The sequence below is a fragment of the Vibrio sp. Vb1574 genome (assembly GCF_033338675.1).
Genome location: NZ_JAWOTC010000453.1, coordinates 1 through 1,050, shown reverse-complemented (window position 1 = coordinate 1,050; position 1,050 = coordinate 1). Strand labels below are relative to the sequence as shown.

Below are 1,050 nucleotides of genomic sequence, written 5' to 3'. Positions count from 1 at the left end.
CGTTTACTACCAATGTCTTGCCCTTGTTTCCAAAGAGTCAGTACTTCTTGCGCCAGACTGGCTGCATCCAATAAGCCGAGATTCACGCCTTGGCCTGCTAATGGGTGGATGGTATGAGCCGCATCGCCAACCAGTGCAACACGCTCTACCACAAAGTCTCGGGCATAACGCATTTTTAGCGGAAACGCCGCTAGCCCTCCCACCACTTCACACACGCCTAAACGAGCATCAAATTCGCTGGTTAGCGTTTTGTTGAACGCTTCACCGCTCATGGCCAGCAATTCTTCCGCTCGGTTTGGCTCTGTCGACCAGACGATAGAACACATGTTTGGTTGAGACATCGGCAAGAATGCCAAAGGCCCGTGAGGTGTAAAAATCTGACGCGCGATGCTGTGGTGCGGATCCGCTGTTTTCACATTAGCAACCAACGCATGGTGACCGTAGTCCCAATGCGTCAAAGGAATATCCATCTGGTTACGCAGCCACGAATTCGCGCCATCTGCGCCCACCACCAGCTTCGCTGTCATCGCTTGGCCGTTATCGAGCGTTAACCAACTCTCTTGTTCACCGACCGCGAGTGTCGCACAGCGCGCTGGCATGAATAGCGTCACATTCTCTAGCTTTTGCACTTGTTCCAACAACGCTAACTGAATCACGCGATTTTCAACGATATGACCCAAATCAGGTTGTGCCATACTTTGTGCATCAAACTCTATTTTTGCGAAGCTGTCTTGCTCCCACACTTCCATACCGTAGTAAGGTGCAGCACGGCGTTGCTCAATACCCTGCCAAGCTCCTAGCTTACGTAAAATGGTTTCACTTGAGCGGCTCAGTGCAGAAACTCGCACATCAGGCAGTTCATTCAACGTTTCATCTGGCACGCTACCTTCGATCACGGCGATACGCAGGTCACTGTCTTTGAATGCGGCGGCAAGCGCCAACCCAACCATCCCTCCGCCGATGATGGCGATATCTACACTTTGCATCATTGCTATTTATTACCTAATAACTGGTTGTTACCTAGTTTGTTGCAGTCAATCATCGTTTCAC

Annotated in this window: 1 protein-coding gene; it reads right to left on the bottom strand. The window is 50.8% G+C overall.

Translation table 11 applies throughout. The features are described from left to right. The coding region (locus R7O12_RS26820) for an FAD-dependent 2-octaprenylphenol hydroxylase (RefSeq protein WP_318127107.1) at positions 1 to 989 on the bottom strand (989 nt) is incomplete at its 3' end. Positions 990 to 1,050: the final 61 nt, after the last annotated feature.